Below are 17,297 nucleotides of genomic sequence, written 5' to 3'. Positions count from 1 at the left end.
TGTCGGCGGAGATCGGCTCTCTGCGGCCGTAACCTAGGGGAATGCTCATGATTTCGAAGACTTACGCGACCAGGGCCGCGCTGATGGCGGCGGCCTCCACGGTCGTCCTGCTGGGCGCGGGCCAGGCCATGGCCCAGACCGCGGCCACCGATGCGGCGGCTCCGGCCGCGGCGCAGGAACCATCAGAAGTTGAGGCCGTGATCGTCACCGGCTTCCGCGCCTCGCTGCAGAGCGCGCTGAACGCCAAGAAGAACTCGAACCTGATCATCGAGTCGGTCACCGCCGAGGACATGGGCAAGTTCCCCGACCAGAACATCGCCGAATCGCTGCAGCGCCTGCCCGGCGTGCAGATCGACCGCGAGAACGGCCAGGGCACGAAGGTCCGCATCCGCGGCCTCGACCAGAACGTCACGGTGCTCAACAACGACATCTTCGTCTCGGGCCTGGAGCTTTTCCGTCTCGGTGAAGGCAAGATCAACCAGACCAACTCGCTGGAAGGCATTCCGTCCGAGCTGATCGGTGGGGTCGACGTCTACAAGTCGCCCGACGCCTCGCTGCTGGAAGGCGGCCTGGGCGGCATCATCAACCTGAAGACCCGCAACGCCCGGTCCCTGCGCGACGACATCACCATCGCCGGCGACCTGCGCGGCAACAAGGCCGGCGACACCGACTGGAACCCGACCGGCTCGCTGGTGCTGGGCTACAAGTTCAGCGACCGCTTCGCCGTGCTGGGCACGATCTCGTACGACAAGACCGAGACCCACACCGACGTGCTGGGCGGCGAGAACCGCGGCGGCTGGGCCTATAACGACCGTCCCGTGGCCGGCGGCGCGACCCTTGACGTGTGGTCGCCGGAATACCGCTACGCCACCTATCGCGACCTGGACCGCAAGCGCCTCGGCGCCTCGCTGAACCTCGACTTCGCGGTGACCGACGCCCTGCAGCTGACCGGCGACTGGTTCCACTCGGACCTGAAGATCAAGACCAGCGAATCCTCGATCAAGTTCCCGTTCGCCAACGAGAACGCCACCTATGCGGCCGGCGCCAGCGTCGACGGCAACGGCGTGCTGCAGTCGGGCACGGTGACCGCCAACTCGGCCGAAGGCACCTCGTACTTCCAGAACGCCGAGGCCAAGACCGACAACTTCCAGGTCGCCCTGAACTGGGACAACGGCGGGCGGCTGACCGGCAGCGTGCGCGGTGCCTATTCGACCGCCGACTACCAGAGCTCCAGCGCCAACGCCGACGTGCGCTACACCCAATACACCGTGCGCAACGGCACGGCGGCGGGCCTGGTGCCCAACGCCACCGCCCCGGCGACCTTCACCTACAGCTACGCCAACGGCGACAATCCGAAGTTCACCCCGGCCAACGCGGCGCAGTTCACCACGCCGTCGAGCGTGTTCGCCAAGTCGCACTGGGTGTTCGGTGAAGACACCCAGATCGACAACACCTCGATCCGCGGCGACCTGAAGTACCGCCCTGAATTCGGCGAGAGCGGCGACCTCGTGCTGAGCGCCGGCGTGCGCTACGCCGAACGCAAGATCGACTCCGAGTTCTGGCAGCTGCTGGCCGACTATTCGGGCAAGGGCGAGCTGAACGCCCATGCCCTGGGCCTGGGCGACTGGACCCCCTATGGCTACTTCCAGGACGGGGCCATCGGCTTCAAGTCGTGCGGCCTGCCGGCCGGCACGGCGGGACGTCCCAACTGCGGCCAGACGGCCACCGACGACGGCCGCTTCGGCGCTTCGCCGGCCCTGATCACGCCCTACCAGACCGCGGCCACCACGCCTGGCAGGTTCGAGACCCTGACCGTGGGCGGCATCACCGCGCTGTTCCAGAACCGCAGCCAGATGAGCAACCCGACGGCCTGGCTGTCGGCCCTCTATCCCTCGACGCCGTTCAAGAAGTTCGCCGACCCGATCCAGTCGTTCCGGATCAAGGAGCGCACGACGACCGGCTACGGCATGGTCGACCTGGGCGGGCGTGACGACAGCTATCACGTCAACGCCGGCGTCCGCGTGGTCCGCACCGAGCTGACCATTGACTCCAGCGGCACCCCGACCTCGCCCTGGTACTGGGGCACCGACAGCTGGAACGGCGTCATCGCCAATCCGGACGCCATCAAGACGACGCGCGAATATACCGACGTCCTGCCCAGCGCGAGCGCGGTGTTCGACATCAACGACACCGACAAGGTGCGCGTCTCGGCGGCCCGCGTCGTGTCCCGCCAGGACCTGTTCCAGCTGGGCCAGGGCTCGGCCTTCAACTTCACCCGCAGCTCGACGCCGGGTCCGAACCTCAACCGCTTCCTCTACACCAACGGCAGCGGCGGCAACCCGGACCTCGACCCGTACCGCGCCTCGCAGTTCGACATCGCCTATGAGCGCTACATCGGCGCCAGCGGCATCATCTCGGGGGCGTTCTTCTACAAGAGCGTGGACTCGTTCATCCAGACCGACACCGTGCCGCGCACCGTGGCCGACGGCTCGGTCGAGGGCGCGACCCTGGGCGTCTACACCGCCCCGGTGAACGGCGACGGCGGCAGCATCAAGGGCGTCGAACTGGCCGCCCAGTACGCCTTCGACAACGGGTTCGGCTTCAACGCCAACTACACCTACTCCGACTCCGAGACCTCGAAGTCGAACGACTACGACGACAACCTGCCGATCCCGGGCGTCGCCAAGCACGCCTTCAACCTGCAGGGCTACTACGAAGGCCACGGCTTCGAGGCCCGGGTGTCCTACGCCTGGCGCGACAAGAGCTACCAGGGCGACTTCTCGTTCGGCTCGGGCGCCGACCGTCACAGCCTGGGCACCTGGGAGCGGGCCTATGGCCAGCTCGACGCCCAGGTCGGCTATGCGGTGACCCCGGCGATCAAGATCGTGCTGGAAGGCATCAACCTGACCGAGGAGCCCACCGGCCGTTACCTGCAGTGGGAGAACCTGCCGTTCCGCTACGCCACCGGCGACCGCCGGATCGTGCTGGGCGCGCGGTTCAAGCTCGGCCTCTAACCACCCTGCGCCGGCGGCGGGCTGCAAGCCGCCGCCGGCGTTCTTTTCTGTCTTCCTGAGAGCAAGCGGAGGAGGGCGGCATGGATCGCGCGATCGGCTCCATCGCCATTCTGGGCGGCGGCACGGCGGGCTGGATGGCCGCGGCGGTGCTGGCCCAGGTGCTGCGCGGGACGGGAACCTCGATCACCTTGGTAGAAAGCGCTGACATCCCGACCGTGGGGGTTGGCGAAGCCACCATTCCGCCGATCGTCGATTTCCTGCGGCTGCTGGAGATCGACCAGGCCGAGTTCATGGTCGCCACCGAGGCGACCTTCAAGCTGGGCATCCGCTTCGACGACTGGACCACGCCCGGCGAGCGCTACTGGCATCCGTTCGGGACCTTCGGCCCCACGATCGACCGGCGGCCCTTCCACAACATGTGGCACCGGCTGCGGGCGGCGGGCGATGATCCCCGCGTCGAGGCCTACAACCTGTCGGCCGCCCTGGGCGACGCCGGCAGGATGGCCTTCGCCGATCCTCGCGCCGGAGGCGTGGGGCCGAGCGGCGGCCTGCGCCACGCCCTGCATTTCGACGCCGGCCTGGTGGCGCGCTTCCTGCGGACCTGGTCGGAGCGGCGCGGCGTAAAGCGGCTGGAACGCAAGGTCGAGGGCGCGGTGCTGCGCGACGACGGCTTCGTCGAGGCCCTGGCGCTGAAGGGCGGCGGCCATCTGTCGGCCGACCTCTTCATCGACTGCAGCGGTTTTCGCGGCGTGCTGATCGAGGAGGCGCTGAAGACCGGCTACGAGGACTGGAGCCGCTGGCTGCCCTGCGACCGGGCGGTGGCTGGCCTGACGGCGCGCGACCCGAACCCGCCGCCCTTCACCCAGGCCGCCGCGCGGCCGGCCGGCTGGCGCTGGCGGATCCCGCTGCGCCACCGCACCGGCAACGGCTATGTCTATTCCAGCGCCCATGTCGGCGACGACGAGGCCCTGGCCGATCTTACCCGCGAGGCCGGACCCCTGCTGTCGGAGCCTCGCTTCCTGCGGTTCACCGGCGGCCGCCGCAAGGCGTTCTGGAGCCGCAACGTCGTGGCCCTGGGCCTGGCGTCGGGCTTCATCGAGCCGCTGGAGTCGACCAGCATCCACTTCGTGACCAGCGGCCTGATGAAGCTGCTGGACCACTTCCCCGACAAGGATTTCGACCCGGCCAACATCGCCGCCTACAACACCGGGCTGATCGCCGAATACGAGGCCGCGCGCGACTTCATCGTGCTGCACTACCAGCCGACCCGCCGCGACGAGCCGTTCTGGCGCGAGCGGACGGCGGCGATCCCCGACAGCCTCGCCGAGCGGCTGGAGCTCTATCGCGGCACGGGGCGCATCCCGTTCCGGCCGGGCGAGCTCTTCACCGATCTCTCCTGGTTCTACGTGCTGGAGGGGATGGGCGTGCGGCCGGCGGCTCATGACCCGCTGGTGAACTTCTCCAGCCTCTCCGAAACGCGGGCCGGGCTGGCCGGCTGGCGGGGCAGGGTGGCGCAGGGCGTGGCAGAGGCGGCGACCCACGACGCGGTGCTCGACGCCATCGCCGCGCGGGCCCGGCCGGCGGCTTGAACAGCGAAAAGGCGATCCGGCGCGGAGGTTTTCGTGGACGCCGAAAGAGGATGGACAGCGCTGTCAATTCATGGTGTCTGACGAATGTGACCGCTATCGCCGAGTGTCTCGACAGGCCCTCGGCGCGGCGGATCGAAAAGAAACAAGGGAAGGAAACCGTTGGGGCCGTGCGGCGCGAAACCGCGCCCGACCCTCCTGAGTGCATCGTTTTCATCCCGCTCCAGCGTCGGCGTCCTGCGTCGGCGGGGATGACGCCCGACGGCCGCCGGTCCCCCCCGGTCGTCGGGCGAACCTCTGGAGACCCCTCCTGCAAGGGGTTGCTCCCACTACGGCGCGGCGGATCCGCCGCGCCGTTCTTTTCCGCTTTCAGTTCTTCTCCTCCAGGGGCCCCGTCATGAACCTTCGTCGCCTGCTTCTTCGCGTCTCGTTGCCGGCCCTGGCCGTGGGCCTCGCCGCGCCCGTGCTGGCCCAGCCCCTGATCGCGACCACCCCGCAGACGACCGCCCACCCCGAGGCCTGGCCGGCGGCCAAGAGCCCGGCCAGCATCACCGACGCCAAGACGGAAGCCTTCATCACCGACCTGATGAAGAAGATGAGCGTCGAGGAGAAGGTCGGCCAGACGATCCAGGGCGACATCGCCTCGATGACCCCGGCCGACCTGGCGACCTATCCGCTGGGCTCGATCCTGGCCGGCGGCAACTCGGCGCCCGACGGCAACGACCGCGCCACGCCCAAGGCCTGGACCGACCTGATCGACGCCTACCGCAAGGAAGCCCTGGCCAAGCGTCCGGGCCGTACACCGATCCCGCTGCTGTTCGGCATCGACGCCGTGCACGGCCATAACAACATCGTCGGCGCGACGATCTTCCCGCACAATGTGGGCCTGGGCGCGATGCGCGACCCGGCCCTGATCGAGCGCATCGGCCAGGCGACCGCCGAAGAGGTGGCCGTGGCCGGCGGCGACTGGACCTTCGGCCCGACGGTGGCCGTGCCCCGCGACGACCGCTGGGGCCGCAGCTACGAGGGATATGGCGAGGATCCGGAGATTGTCGCCAGCTATTCGGGTCCGATGACGCTGGGCCTGCAGGGCAGGCTCGTGGCCGGCAAACCGATCGCGCCGGGCCGCATCGCCGGCAGCGCCAAGCACTTCCTCGCCGACGGCGGCACGCATGACGGCCGCGACCAGGGCGACGCCCTGATCTCCGAGCAGGAGCTGGTGGCCATTCACGCCCAGGGCTATCCGCCCAGCATCGACGCCGGCATCCTGACGGTGATGGCCTCGTTCTCCAGCTGGAACAGCCAGAAGATCACCGGCAACAAGACCCTGATCACCGACGTGCTGAAGGGCCGGCTGGGCTTCGAGGGCTTCGTGGTCAGCGACTGGAACGCCCACGGCCAGCTCGAGGGCTGCTCGAACGTCTCGTGCCCGCAGGCGATGAACGCGGGCCTGGACATGTACATGGCCCCCGACAGCTGGAAGGGCCTCTACGAGAACACGCTGAAGCAGGTGAAGTCGGGCGAGATCCCGATGGCGCGGCTGGACGACGCCGTTCGCCGCATCCTGCGGGTGAAGGTCAAGGCGGGCCTGTTCGACCGCGTCGCGCCGCAGGTTCAGGGCAAGTTCGACCGGCTGGGCTCGGCCGATCACCGCGCGGTGGCCCGCGAGGCGGTGGCCAAGTCGCTGGTGCTGTTGAAGAACGACGGCGTGCTGCCGATCAAATCAGGAGCGAACGTGCTGGTGGCCGGCGCCGCCGACGACATCGGCAAGGCCTCGGGCGGCTGGACCCTGACCTGGCAGGGCACAGGCAACACCAATGCCGACTTCCCGCACGGCCAGTCGATCTGGGGCGGGCTGAAGGAGGCGGTCGAGGCCGCCGGCGGCAAGGCGACCCTGGCCAAGGACGGCAAGTTCGCCGGAGCCAAGCCGGACGTGGCCATCGTGGTGTTCGGCGAGGACCCCTACGCCGAGTTCCAGGGCGACGTGGCCAACCTCGCCTATCAGCCCAACGGCAAGACCGACCTGGAGCTGCTGAAGAAGTTGAAGGCGCAGGGGATCCCGGTCGTGGCCGTGTTCCTGTCGGGCCGTCCGCTGTGGACCAACCCGGAGATCAACGCTTCGGACGCCTTCGTGGCGGCCTGGCTGCCGGGCTCGGAAGGCGGCGGCGTCGCCGACGTGCTGGTGGCGGGCAAGGACGGCAAGTCCAAACGCGACTTCACCGGCAAGCTGTCGTTCAGCTGGCCCAAGCGCGCCGACCAGGGTCCGCTGAACCGCGGCCAGAGCGGCTACGACCCGCAGTTCGCCTACGGCTATGGCCTATCCTACGCCAAGCCGGCCAAGGTGGGGGAGCTGTCGGAGAGCGCCGGAGACCTGGGAACCGCCGCCAGCGTCGACCGCTATTTCGTGGCCGGCCGCGTTCCGGCGCCGTGGATGCTGAGCTTCTCGGGCGCGGGGGCGGTCAAGACAATCGACGCCGACGCCCAGGAGAACGGCCGCCAGGCGACCTGGACCGGCGAGGGCGAAGGCCTGCTGGCCGTGCAGGGGCCGCCCGTGGACCTGTCGCGCCAGACAACCGGCGACATGGCGGTGATGGTGCGCTGGCGGGTCGACAAGGCGCCGACGGCGCCGGTTTATCTGACTGTCGGTTGTGGCGAATCCTGCGGTGGACGGCTAGACGTAACGTCAACGTTGTCAGGTTTGAAAAACAGCGAATGGCGTACAGCCAAGATCAAACTTTCCTGTTTCCAGGCGGCGGGCGCCCAAATGGCGCACGTTTCCTCTCCGTTCGGCCTGAGCACCTCGGGGCCGCTGACGATTTCGCTCACCGAAATCCAGTTGGCGTCCAACGAGGGCGACGCTTTCTGTCCCAAATAACCCCCAAAAATAACAAAGGAGCGGCCGCATGATCCGCGCGCGTCGTTCCCGCATCGTCGCCACCATCGGTCCGGCCTCGGCCTCACCGGAAATGATCGTCAAGCTGGCCAAGGCCGGCGCCGACGTGTTCCGGCTGAACTTCAGCCACGGCGCCCACGAGACCCACGCCGCCGTCTACGCCGCCATCCGCGCGGCGGAGGCGGAGGTCGGTCGTCCCTTGGGCATCCTGGCCGACCTGCAAGGGCCCAAGCTGCGCGTCGGCAAGTTCGCCGACGGTCCGGTTCAGCTGAAGCCCGGCCAGGCCTTCCGGTTCGATTCCGACCCGACCCCGGGCGACGAGACGCGGGTTCATCTTCCCCACCCCGAGATCCTGACGGCGATGAAGCCGGGCGCGACCCTGCTGCTCGACGACGGCAAGCTGCGGATGACCGTGAACGAGGCCGGCCCCGGCTTCGCCAACACCACGGTCGTCAACGGCGGCAAGCTGTCGGAGCGCAAGGGCGTGGCGGTGCCGGACGTCATCATCCCGATGTCGCCCCTGACGCCGAAGGACCGCGAGGACCTGGCCTTCGCCCTGCGTCTGGGCGTCGACTGGATCGCCCTGTCGTTCGTGCAGGCGCCGGAAGACATGGCCGAGCTGCGCCGCATCGTCGAAGGCCGCGCCGCGGTGCTGGCCAAGATCGAAAAGCCCCAGGCGCTCCAGACCCTGGGTCCGATCCTCGACCTCTGCGACGGCGTGATGGTGGCCCGTGGCGACCTCGGTGTCGAAATGGCCCCCGAAGAGGTGCCGGTGGCGCAGAAGGAAATCCTGCGGGCGGCGCGTGAGCGCGGCATCCCGGTGATCGTCGCCACCCAGATGCTGGAGTCGATGACCAGCTCGCCGACCCCGACCAGGGCCGAGGCCTCGGACGTCGCCAACGCCGTCTACGAGGGCGCGGACGCGGTGATGCTGTCGGCCGAGAGCGCGGCCGGCGACTATCCCGAAGAGTCGGTGGCGATGATGAACCGCATCATCGAGCGCGTCGAACGCGACCCGCGCTGGCCCGAGCTGATGCAGGCCGAGCAGCCGCACGTCGACGAGGACGCCGACGTGCTGGTGGTCGCGGCCGCCGGCGCGGCCAAGTCGGGCTCGACCAAGTGCCTGGTGGCCTTCACCACCACGGGCGCGACGGCCCGGCGCCTGGCCCGCGAGCGGCCCTTGCAGCCGGTGCTGGCCCTGTCGCCGAAGATCGAGGCCGTGCGTCGCATGGCCCTGGTTTGGGGCGTCGAGCCGCGCGTCAGCGCCCAGCCCGACAGCCTGGAGGTCGTCACCACCGACGCCGCCGCCCGGGCCCTGGAGCTGGGGCTGGCCAAGCCCGGAGAGCGCATCCTGATCGTCGCCGGCACGCCCTTCGGCGCCCCCGGCGCGGCCAACCTGCTGCGCCTGACCCACGCGCCGTTCCCGGTGCGCAAGCGCTGATCCCGATCCCTCTCCCCTTGCGGGAGAGGGTGGCCTCGCGGAGCGAGGTCGTGTGAGGGGTTGCACGTACAGAAACGCCGCGACAGCTGATCGGCTGTCGCGGCGTTTTGCGTTTGAGAGACCCCTCATCCGTCGGCTGGCGCCGACACCTTCTCCCGCAAGGGGAGAAGGATCAGGAGCCGAACGGTTCCGGCAGCAGCCGCTCATAGCCCTTCCGCACCGCGCCGTAGCACTCGCAGGCGATGGCCTCGAGGCCCGGGCGGTCGAGGATGTCGACGACGCCGCGGCGGTAGCGGATCAGGCCCTTGGCCTGCAGGGCGCCGGCCACGGCGGTGACCGTGGTGCGCTGGACGCCCAGCATGTCGGCCAGGAATTCCTGGGTCAGGCTTATGGTGTCGACGTCTATGCGGTCGCGGAAGCCCAGCAGCCAGCGGCAGAAGCGCGCCTCCACCGCGTGCAGGGCGTTGCAGGCCACCGACTGGATGGCGTGGCCGAACAGCGCCTCGTTGTGGCGCTCGATCAGATCGCGCAGCACCGGGCTGCGCTCGACGCCCTCGCGCAGGGCCGCGGCGCTGATCCGCGAGACGCCGCCCGGCGCCTGGACGATGGCGCGCGACAACGACTGGCGCGGCGAGATCGCGGCCATCAGGCCGAGGCCGCCCTCGCGGCCGATGGTGGCCGACTCGATGGCCGCGCCGTTGTCCATCAGCGTCATCAGCGAGATGACGCAGTCGTGCGGGAAGTAGACCGTGTCGATCGGATCGCCGGGATCGTACAGTAGCTTCCCCTTCTCCAGGTCCTGATGGGACAGCTGGACGGCGATATAGCCGAAGTCCTCGGGGGGCAGGGAAGCGAGCAGACGGTTCTTCAAGGGGTGTAGAGGCCCTGTCATGGCGAATCGAACGCCGGCTTGCGGCAAGGGTTGCAAGCTATAGGCAGGACTGGGGTGCTGCGCTGTCAGGTAGCCGACGCAATGCAGGCGCCGCCGGAAGTAAATCGAGATGGGGCTATATTGTGGCCGTATGACCTACAATAGCTCCGACTATATGGCCTATGTCGGGTTCCCGACGGAGTGTGTTGGTCGAGCCTGAAACTACAGAGAAATCAAAGGACGCCTGGAAGGTGACGTAACGAAAAGGCCGCGCCGTCGGGCGGCGCGGCCTGGCTTCGTGGCCTGTTCTTTGGGATCGTCCGTCGTCTGACGTCAGGCGATGCCGATATGGGCGCGATCGCCCAGGTTGGGCGTTTGGTTGGTGAGATTGGCCTTGGCGATCTCCCAGGCGAAGCGCACGGCGCCGCCCTTGGATATCCACAGCTCGGCGTCGCGGGCGTCGAGGCGCAGCAGGGTCAGGTGCGGGTCGTCCTTGCCGTCGGGATACCAGGCGGCGACCACGGGCGACCACCAGCGCTGGATGCGGGCCGTGTCGTGCTGGCGGGTCAGGCGGCCGCCGATGCAGGCCTGGAAGTCGCCGTCCTTGGCCTGGACCACGAACATGGCGTCGCCGCCGTCGGCCACGACCGCTTGCGCCAGGTCGGTGTCGTCGCGGGTGAAGAACCAGATCGCGCCGTCCTCCGGCTCGGCGAAGGCGGTCATCGGCTGGAAGTGCTGGTGGCTGTGGACGAGGCCCAGCATGCCGAAGCGGGCGTCCTCGATTTCCTTCCAGAGGCGCTTTTCGACGGCGGCCTTGTCGTTGGGGTCGGTGCTCATGGCGTGCTCCTGCCGTTGTGGGTAGGGCAGGAGAACCGGTCGCGGGGAGGGCGGTTCCTAGGGTGAAGCCTGGTTCAGCCGGGCGAGATAGGCCTCGAACATGTCGGCCATGGCGTCGGCCCAGGCGGTGATCTCGGTTTCGGTGCGGCGTTCCTCGGAGACGCTCTTGCCGACCTGAGCCAGGGTCGTGGTGACGAGGTCGCCGGCCAGGGTGCGCGTCGCCTCGGCGGCGTCGGGCAGGGCCTCGCGCATGAAGCCGTGGACGATGCCCACGCCGGCCTCCTTGGCGGCCCGCGCCTCGGGGGCGTCGCGATAGAGCGGGGCGGCGTCGGCCAGGGCGGTGCGCATCGCCGCCTCCTCGCACTCGGAACGGACGAAGGCGTGGACCAGGGCGCGCAGGCGCTGAGCCGGCGGACGGGCCTGGTCCTGCAGGATGTCGCGCAGCATGGCCGTCGTCGCGCGCCACTCGTCGCTCTGCAGGCGAAACAGGATCGCGGCCTTGTTGGGGAAGTACTGATAGACCGAGCCGACGCTGACCCCGGCCTTCTCCGCGACCCGCGCGGTCGTGAACCGCGCCGCGCCTTCCCTCGCCAGAACCTGAACCGCCGCCTCCAGAATGGCGGCGACCAGCTCGGCCGAACGGGCCTGCTGGGGCTGTTTTCGCGAGGAAATCCGGGGGCTTGGCGGAGCGGTCATCGGCGGCCGGGCAATGCGAATAGGAAACCTGACGGATTATTCGCATTTTCGGGGCCGGCGCAACGACGCGCCGCAAGACGCCGGAAACACCAATGACCACCCTGACCCAAGCCCCGATCGCGCCCCTGCTGGAGCGGCTGTTCGCCGAGACCGACGAGGAGGCGCCGATGAGCATTCCCGCCGTGGCCGCGCTGTCGGCCGACGAGCGCCAGCGCCTGATGCGCAGCAAGAGCGACTATCTGGATCTTTACGGCCGCCTGAAGGACGTCGCCCTGCCGGTGTCGCGCGAGACGGGCCTTTTGCTCTACATGCTGGCGCGCGGCGCGCGGGCGACGGCGATCGTCGAGTTCGGAACCTCGTTCGGGATCTCGACCCTGCATCTGGCCGCGGCCCTGCGCGACAACGGCGGCGGCCGCCTGATCACTAGCGAGTTCGAGCCGTCCAAGGTGGCGCGGGCGAAGGCCAACCTGGAAGCCGGCGGCCTCGCCGACCTGGTAGAGATCCGCGCCGGGGACGCGCTGACGACCCTGGCCTCCGACCTGCCCGAAACCATCGATCTGGTTTTGCTGGACGGCGCCAAGGCGCTCTATCCGGAGATCCTTGCCCTGCTCGAAAGCCGCCTGCGGCCGGGCGCCCTGGTCGTGGCCGACAACGCCGACCACAGTCCGGACTACCTGGTGCGGGTCCGCGCCCCGGCGTCGGGCTACCTGTCGGTTCCGTTCGCCGAGGACGTGGAGCTGTCGATGAAGCTCTAGAACCCCATCAGCCGGGCGTAGCGGTCGCGATGGAACGCGGCCCCGCCGAACAGGGCCTCGGCCACGCGGGCGCGCTTGATGTAGAGGCCTGCGTCGTGCTCGTCGGTCATGCCGATGCCGCCGTGCATCTGGACCATCTCGTTAGAGGCCAGGTGCAGCACTTCGCTGGCCTTGGCCTTGGCGAGGGAGGCCAGAGCCCGGCTGTCGGCGCCGGCGTCGAAGGCCTCCAGCGCGGCCTCGACGCAGGAGCGGGTGGTCTCCAGGTCGGTGAACCACTTGGCGGCGCGGTGCTGCAGGGCCTGGAAGGTCCCGATCACCTGGCCGAACTGGGTGCGGGTCTTCAGGTAGTCGAGGGTGATCTCGAAGGCGGCCGTGGCCGTGCCGAGCATCTCGGCGGCCAGGCCCGCATAGGCGCGGTCGAGCACGGGTTCGAGGATCGCCCAGCCGTGGCCTTCCTGGCCGAGGACGGCGTCGGCGCCGACTTCGACATTGTCGAAGGTGATCCTGGCCGCGCCTCGGCTGTCGGCCAGCGACAGGTGAGTGCGGGTGACGCCCTTGGCGTCGCCGGGCACGAGGAACAGGGTGACGCCGTCCGTGCCGCTGGTTCCCTCGGCGCGGGCGGCGACGATCAGCAGGTCGGCGGCGTCGCCGTCGAGGACGAAGGTCTTCGTTCCGTTCAGCTTGTAGCCATTGCCCTTTTCGCTGGCGAGCATGGCGATCCGCGTCGGGTTGTGGTGGGCGTGCTCGTCGACGGCCAGGGACGCGACGAGCTCGCCGGCGGCGATCTTCGGCAGCCAGGCGGCCTTCTGGGCGTCGGAGCCGCCGAGTTCGAGCGCCGAGGCGGCGATCAGGGCGGTGGAGAGGAGCGGGGAGGCGGCCAGGGTCTTGCCGGTCTCCTCCAGGATAAGGCCCAAACCGAGATAGCCGAAGCCGGAGCCCTCATGGGCCTCGGGCACGACGACGCCGGCCCAGCCCATCTGTCCCATCTCGCCCCAGGCGGCCGGGTCGAAGCTCTGCTTGGAGCCCTCGTTGCGCAGTTTGCGCAGGGCCGAGACCGGGGCGCTTTCCTGGGCCCAGCTGCGGGCCGCGTCGCGCAGCATCGTCTGTTCTTCGGTCAGGACGGCCATGTCAGGCTTGCTCCGGGTCTTGATGGCGGACGGCCCATTCGAGGGCCTGTTCGAGACGGTCGTTGCCCCAGAAGAGCTCGCCGTCAGCGGTGACGAAGGAAGGGGCGCCGAACAGGCCGCGCTCTCGGGCCTGGCGGACGTGGTCTTTCAGGCGGTCCTTGACCGGCGCCGAGCCGGCGGCGGCCAGGACGTGCTCAGGTCCCGCCCCGACGCCGGCGATCAGCGGCGCCAGGACCTCTGGATCGGAGATGTCGAGGTCATCGACGAAGTTGGCCTGGTAGACGGCGCGGCTGAAGGCCGGCGTCCAGCCGTCCTCCAGCCCGCAGATCGCTATGCGGGCCGCGAGGAGCCCGTTGCGCGGGAACTGGCTGGGATGGTGCAGCGGCAGGCCCTCGCGGTCGCAGACCCGCGCCAGGTCGCGCCACATGTAGTCGCCCTTGACCGGAAAAGCGTTGAACGGGCTGTCGGTCAGGCCCTGCTGCTCGTGGAACAGCGGCCCGACCAGGAACGGCCGCCACAGCACCGCCACCCCGGCCTGCTCGGCCAGGGCCTCCACCCGCATGGCGGCGGGGTAGGAGTAGGTGGAGGCGAACTCGTACCAGAACTCGATCATGGTTCGATCCTGATCGCAGCGGCGTAGCCCATTTTACACTTCTCCCATGGGGAGAAGGAGGGGCCCGCGCCGCAGGCGTGGGAGGATGAGGGGGAAGGCGGCATGAGGTGTAACCCCTCACCCTCCCACCGCTTCGCGGCGGGCCCCTCCCTCTCCCTCTGGGAGAGGTTGATCATTATTGGTGATCGAGCAGGCCAAGCACGCGCTTGGCGACGACGTTGAGATTCACCTCGCTGGTGCCGCCCTCGATCGAGTTGCCCTTGGCGCGCAGCATGGCGCGCAGGGCGGCGATCTCGTCGGGGGTGAAGCCTTCGCCTTCCCAGCCCAGGCCCTGCAGGCCCAGAGCCTCGACCAGCAGTTCGGTGCGCTCCTGGTTCATCTTGGCGGCGGCGTACTTGATGATCGAGACGGCGGCGCTGGGGCCAGAGCCGGTCTTGGACTCCGCTTCCGCCCGGCGGACGGTGAGCAGGAAGGCGTGGGCGTCCATCTTGTGAGCGGCGATGCGGGTGCGCAGGTCGCCGTCGGCGATGCGGCCCTCGGCGTCGACGCCGACATGGGTCTTGGCCGCCTCGGCCACGTCGAGCCCGGCGTTGCCGCCGAAACCCGAGGCCGAGATGTTCTGGCGTTCGTACTGGAGCAGGCGCTTGGCGATCTCCCAGCCGCCGTTGACCTTGCCGACAAGCTGTTCCTTGGGGACCTTCACATTGTCGAAGAAGGTCTCGCAGAACGGCGAAGAGCCGCTGATCAGCTTGATCGGCCGGGCCTCGACGCCGGGCGAGGTCATGTCGAACAGCACGAACGAGATGCCTTCGTGCTTCTTGGAGGTGTCGGTGCGCACCAGGCAGAAGATCCAGTCGGCCTGGTCGGCGTAGCTGGTCCACACCTTCTGGCCGTTGATCAGCCAGTGGTCGCCCTTGTCCTCGCATTTCGTTTGCAGGGCGGCGAGGTCGGAGCCGGCGCCGGGCTCGCTATAGCCCTGGCACCAGCGGGTCTCGCCGCGGACGATCGAAGGGAGGAACCGCTGCTTCTGCTCCTCGGTGGCGTATTCCAGCAGGACGGGACCCAGCATCCAGACGCCGAAGCTCATCAGGGCCGGGCGGGCCTTGATGCGGCGCAGCTCCTGCTCCAGCACCTTGTTCTCGGCCTTAGAGAGGCCGCCGCCGCCGTACTGCTTTGGCCACATCGGCGCGGTCCAGCCCTTGTCGGCCATGCGGTCGAGCCAGAGCTTGGCGTCGGGGGTCTTCCACTGGGCCTTGGCGCCGCCCCAGGGGGCTTCCTTCTCGTCTGCGATCGGGGTGCGCATGGAGGGCGGGCAGTTGGCCTCCAGCCAGGCGCGCGTTTCGGCGCGGAAGGTGTCGAGTTCGGTGGCGCCGAAGTCGGCCATGGCGGGGGCTCCCTGGTTCGTCTCGGGCGCTTGCCGGCCCGCTTCGGACGGCAGACTACGCCACGGAACGCTGGGGGCAAGTCGATTCAAACAATCGTTCGCATCGCGATGCGCGACGGGAAGGCCGCGAAGGCGTTATAGAAGCGCCGATGACGTTTCCCGGTCCGGGATTCGCCGATCAGGGGTCTTGATGTCCGCGCCAGAACTGAGACCCGCCGCCCTGGCGATCGCGCCGACGCTGGCGGCGATCCTGGCCGCCTCGGCCGGCGTGCTGCTGCTGGCCTCGGGCGCGACCCCGTCGGAGCCGACGCGTTTCGCGATCCTGCTGGCCTTCGCTCCATCGGCGCTGATCGAGATCAGCCACTTCTTCTCGTCGATCCTGGGCCTGGTTCTGGTGCTGCTGGCCTTCGGCCTGCGCTCGCGGCTGGACGCGGCCTGGTGGGCGACCCTGGTGATGCTGGCCGCCGGCGCGGTGCTGGCCATCTTCAAGGGCCTGAACTGGGAAGAGACGGCCACTCTCAGCGCCTTCTTCCTGGCCATCGTGCCGTTCCACGAGGCTTTCCCGCGCAAGGCGGCCCTGTCGCGCATGGAAATCACGCCCGGCTGGCTGCTGTCGGCGGCCGCGGCCATCGGCGGGGCGGCCTTCCTTGGCTGGTGGATGTTCCACCACACCGAATACGCCGACCGCTCGTGGATGCGGATCATGGGCGACCAGGACGCCGCCCGGGCCATCCGCTCGTCGATCGCCGCGGCGGTGGTGCTGATGGGCATCGGCCTGTGGCGGCTGATCGCCACCCCGGCGACGCCGCCGGTCGTCGACGACACCGATCCCGACTTCGACCGCGTGCGGGCGATCCTGGCCAAGGCGGAAGCCGCCGAGCCGGCCTCGAACCTGGCCCTGCTGGGCGACAAGCGCTTCCTGTTCTCGGCCTCGGGCGAGAGCTTCCTGATGTTCGGCGTGCGCCGCCGCTCGTGGATCGCCATGGGGCCGCCGGTCGGCCGCGACGACGAGCGCATGGAGCTGTTCTGGCGCTTCCGCGAGCTGGCAGACGCCCATGCGGCGCGGGCCGGCTTCTATGCGCTCGGCCCCGAGGACCTGCCCGACACCGTCGACCTGGGCCTGGCCATCCAGAAGACCGGCGAGAGCGCGGTGGTGCCGCTGGAGAGCTTCTCCCTGGCCGGCCGCCGTCGCGAGGTCCTGCGCCGCAACTGGCGCAAGGCCGGCGAGGGCGGGGCGGCGTTCGAAATGATCCCGGCCGGCGCCGCCATGACGGTGATGGCCGAACTGCGGGTGATCTCCGACTCCTGGCTGGCCCACCACGCCGGCGGCGAGAAGCAGTTCTCGATGGGCGGCTTCGATCCGCGCTACGTCGCCGAGTTCCCGGTCGCCCTTGTGCGCTCGGAAGGCCGCATCGTCGCCTTCGCCACCCTGTGGACCACGGCCCACAAGGCCTCGTTCTCGATGGACCTGATGCGCTACTCCGACGAGGCGCCCAAGAACATCATGGACTACCTGTTCGTCGAGCTCCTGCAGTGGGGCAAGGCGGAGGGCTATACGGCGTTCGAGTTCGGCATGGCCCCGCTGGCGGGCCTGGACGACCGGCCGCTGGCCCCGATCATGTCGCGCGTGGGCCGCCTGCTCTACGAGCGCGGCGAGGGAATCTACAATTTCCAGGGCGTTCGGCGCTACAAGGACAAGTACGATCCGGTCTGGCAGCCGCGCTACATTGCGGCGCCTCGTCGCTGGGCGATCCCTTTTCTGCTCGCTGATATCGGCCTGATGTCGTCCGGCGGCGTCTCTGGACTGACCAAGCGGCCGCGACCTAATAGCGCGGGTCGCCCGTCTTAAAGCCCAGCAGATTGAGCGCGTGAGCGGCCAGAAGCAGGGTCGCCACCGCCGTCACCATCATCAGTGGACGCCACGGCGCCATGCGCGGACCCCTTGCGGGGTTGGAAGGACGCGCGCCCAGCCAGCCGAACAGCACGGTCAGGGCGATCGTCGTCGCGCCCGCGATCAGGGTCGGGATCATGTCCATGGCCGCGAAATGGCCTGCGACAATCGGCCTGGCAATAGGTTAAT

13 protein-coding genes are annotated in these 17,297 nt (G+C 69.0%); 6 read left to right on the top strand and 7 right to left on the bottom strand.

What is annotated here, in order from left to right; all coding sequences use genetic code 11:
* Positions 1 to 47: 47 nt before the first annotated feature.
* The 4 genes from AC07N1_RS14740 (at position 48) to pyk (ending at position 8,934) form a co-directional block, all read left to right on the top strand.
* Positions 48 to 3,014 (top strand): TonB-dependent receptor, encoded by a 2,967-nt coding sequence (locus AC07N1_RS14740; protein WP_494672497.1) that lies wholly within the window; start codon positions 48 to 50, stop codon positions 3,012 to 3,014.
* An 80-nt stretch (positions 3,015 to 3,094) separates the two neighbouring features.
* Positions 3,095 to 4,603 (top strand): tryptophan halogenase family protein, encoded by a 1,509-nt coding sequence (locus tag AC07N1_RS14735; protein WP_494672496.1) that lies wholly within the window; start codon positions 3,095 to 3,097, stop codon positions 4,601 to 4,603.
* A gap of 394 nt (positions 4,604 to 4,997) precedes the next feature.
* A complete protein-coding gene (locus tag AC07N1_RS14730; protein ID WP_494672495.1) occupies positions 4,998 to 7,475 on the top strand; it encodes a glycoside hydrolase family 3 protein in 2,478 nt (825 codons plus the stop codon).
* Positions 7,476 to 7,503: 28 nt separating this feature from the next.
* Positions 7,504 to 8,934 (top strand): pyruvate kinase, encoded by a 1,431-nt coding sequence (pyk, locus tag AC07N1_RS14725; protein ID WP_494672494.1) that lies wholly within the window; start codon positions 7,504 to 7,506, stop codon positions 8,932 to 8,934.
* Positions 8,935 to 9,106: 172 nt separating this feature from the next.
* Here pyk and AC07N1_RS14720 read toward each other — a convergent pair whose 3' ends face one another.
* From AC07N1_RS14720 to AC07N1_RS14710, 3 genes are all read right to left on the bottom strand, one after another.
* A complete protein-coding gene (locus AC07N1_RS14720; RefSeq protein ID WP_494672493.1) occupies positions 9,107 to 9,805 on the bottom strand; it encodes a Crp/Fnr family transcriptional regulator in 699 nt (232 codons plus the stop codon).
* 333 nt (positions 9,806 to 10,138) lie between these two features.
* Entirely contained in the window at positions 10,139 to 10,642 is a 504-nt protein-coding gene (locus AC07N1_RS14715; RefSeq protein WP_494672492.1) for a pyridoxamine 5'-phosphate oxidase family protein, read from the bottom strand.
* Positions 10,643 to 10,699: 57 nt separating this feature from the next.
* Positions 10,700 to 11,338 (bottom strand): TetR/AcrR family transcriptional regulator, encoded by a 639-nt coding sequence (locus AC07N1_RS14710; RefSeq protein WP_494672491.1) that lies wholly within the window; start codon positions 11,336 to 11,338, stop codon positions 10,700 to 10,702.
* Between the two features lie 92 nt (positions 11,339 to 11,430).
* Here AC07N1_RS14710 and AC07N1_RS14705 point away from each other — a divergent pair, with 92 nt between their 5' ends.
* Positions 11,431 to 12,093: an O-methyltransferase gene (locus AC07N1_RS14705; protein ID WP_494672490.1), complete on the top strand. Its 663-nt coding sequence runs from the start codon at positions 11,431 to 11,433 to the stop codon at positions 12,091 to 12,093.
* Here AC07N1_RS14705 and AC07N1_RS14700 read toward each other — a convergent pair.
* The 3 genes from AC07N1_RS14700 to AC07N1_RS14690 all read right to left on the bottom strand — a co-directional run bounded on the left by AC07N1_RS14700 (position 12,090) and on the right by AC07N1_RS14690 (position 15,217).
* A complete protein-coding gene (locus tag AC07N1_RS14700) occupies positions 12,090 to 13,220 on the bottom strand; it encodes an acyl-CoA dehydrogenase family protein (RefSeq protein ID WP_494672489.1) in 1,131 nt (376 codons plus the stop codon). The two genes, AC07N1_RS14705 and AC07N1_RS14700, sit on opposite strands and share 4 nt — an antisense overlap.
* Before the next feature lies 1 nt (position 13,221).
* The gene (locus tag AC07N1_RS14695) at positions 13,222 to 13,833 is read right to left on the bottom strand and encodes a 2-hydroxychromene-2-carboxylate isomerase (protein WP_494672488.1); all 612 of its coding nucleotides are present in this window, start codon (positions 13,831 to 13,833) and stop codon (positions 13,222 to 13,224) included.
* Positions 13,834 to 14,008: 175 nt separating this feature from the next.
* Positions 14,009 to 15,217 (bottom strand): acyl-CoA dehydrogenase family protein, encoded by a 1,209-nt coding sequence (locus AC07N1_RS14690; protein ID WP_494672487.1) that lies wholly within the window; start codon positions 15,215 to 15,217, stop codon positions 14,009 to 14,011.
* Positions 15,218 to 15,407: 190 nt separating this feature from the next.
* Here AC07N1_RS14690 and AC07N1_RS14685 point away from each other — a divergent pair, with 190 nt between their 5' ends.
* On the top strand, positions 15,408 to 17,066 hold the full coding sequence (locus AC07N1_RS14685) for a phosphatidylglycerol lysyltransferase domain-containing protein (protein ID WP_494672486.1): 1,659 nt from the start codon (positions 15,408 to 15,410) through the stop codon (positions 17,064 to 17,066).
* On the opposite strand, the gene AC07N1_RS14680 is transcribed toward AC07N1_RS14685, so the two are convergent.
* Positions 17,041 to 17,253: a hypothetical protein gene (locus AC07N1_RS14680; RefSeq protein WP_110119342.1), complete on the bottom strand. Its 213-nt coding sequence runs from the start codon at positions 17,251 to 17,253 to the stop codon at positions 17,041 to 17,043. The genes AC07N1_RS14685 and AC07N1_RS14680 overlap by 26 nt on opposite strands.
* Positions 17,254 to 17,297 lie beyond the last annotated feature (44 nt).

The organism is Caulobacter sp. GW821-FHT09B11, from assembly GCF_059418205.1.
The sequence above is the reverse complement of the archived record's forward strand: the minus strand, read 5'-3'. Positions and strand labels throughout refer to the sequence as shown.

Bases quoted from the DNA above. Each gene is read 5' to 3' on its own strand.
- AC07N1_RS14740 (WP_494672497.1), top strand. From the start codon at position 48: ATGATTTCGAAGACTTACGCGACCAGGGCCGCGCTGATGGCGGCGGCC.
- AC07N1_RS14735 (WP_494672496.1), top strand. From the start codon at position 3,095: ATGGATCGCGCGATCGGCTCCATCGCCATTCTGGGCGGCGGCACGGCG.
- AC07N1_RS14730 (WP_494672495.1), top strand. From the start codon at position 4,998: ATGAACCTTCGTCGCCTGCTTCTTCGCGTCTCGTTGCCGGCCCTGGCC.
- pyk (WP_494672494.1), top strand. From the start codon at position 7,504: ATGATCCGCGCGCGTCGTTCCCGCATCGTCGCCACCATCGGTCCGGCC.
- AC07N1_RS14715 (WP_494672492.1), bottom strand. From the start codon at position 10,642: ATGAGCACCGACCCCAACGACAAGGCCGCCGTCGAAAAGCGCCTCTGG.
- AC07N1_RS14710 (WP_494672491.1), bottom strand. From the start codon at position 11,338: ATGACCGCTCCGCCAAGCCCCCGGATTTCCTCGCGAAAACAGCCCCAG.
- AC07N1_RS14705 (WP_494672490.1), top strand. From the start codon at position 11,431: ATGACCACCCTGACCCAAGCCCCGATCGCGCCCCTGCTGGAGCGGCTG.
- AC07N1_RS14700 (WP_494672489.1), bottom strand. From the start codon at position 13,220: ATGGCCGTCCTGACCGAAGAACAGACGATGCTGCGCGACGCGGCCCGC.
- AC07N1_RS14695 (WP_494672488.1), bottom strand. From the start codon at position 13,833: ATGATCGAGTTCTGGTACGAGTTCGCCTCCACCTACTCCTACCCCGCC.
- AC07N1_RS14690 (WP_494672487.1), bottom strand. From the start codon at position 15,217: ATGGCCGACTTCGGCGCCACCGAACTCGACACCTTCCGCGCCGAAACG.
- AC07N1_RS14685 (WP_494672486.1), top strand. From the start codon at position 15,408: ATGTCCGCGCCAGAACTGAGACCCGCCGCCCTGGCGATCGCGCCGACG.
- AC07N1_RS14680 (WP_110119342.1), bottom strand. From the start codon at position 17,253: ATGGACATGATCCCGACCCTGATCGCGGGCGCGACGACGATCGCCCTG.